This is a genomic window from Bacillus sp. ES1-5, from assembly GCF_022487605.1.
In the GTDB taxonomy this organism is placed as follows: domain Bacteria; phylum Bacillota; class Bacilli; order Bacillales; family Bacillaceae_G; genus Bacillus_A; species Bacillus_A wiedmannii.
In genome coordinates, this window is record NZ_JAKVPU010000065.1 from 1 (window position 1) to 315 (window position 315).

Below are 315 nucleotides of genomic sequence, written 5' to 3' on the forward strand. Positions count from 1 at the left end.
TCGGTAGCTCAGTCGGTAGAGCAGAGGACTGAAAATCCTCGTGTCGGCGGTTCGATTCCGTCCCGAGCCACCATTTTTTTATGCCGACTTAGCTCAATTGGTAGAGCAACTGACTTGTAATCAGTAGGTTGGGGGTTCAAGTCCTCTAGTCGGCATCCTTTAGGGGCATAGTTTAAAGGTAGAACTGAGGTCTCCAAAACCTCCAGTGTGGGTTCGATTCCTACTGCCCCTGTAAAAGTGTATGGGCCTATAGCTCAGCTGGTTAGAGCGCACGCCTGATAAGCGTGAGGTCGATGGTTCGAGTCCATTTAGGCC

Annotated in this window: 2 tRNA genes; both read left to right on the forward strand. The window is 50.8% G+C overall.

Going from position 1 to position 315, the window contains the following annotated elements:
• The first annotated feature begins 82 nt into the window (after positions 1-82).
• A tRNA-Thr gene (locus MKO96_RS29305) sits at positions 83-155 on the forward strand.
• A 6-nt stretch (positions 156-161) separates the two neighbouring features.
• Positions 162-232 (forward strand) — tRNA-Trp (locus MKO96_RS29310).
• Positions 233-315: the final 83 nt, after the last annotated feature.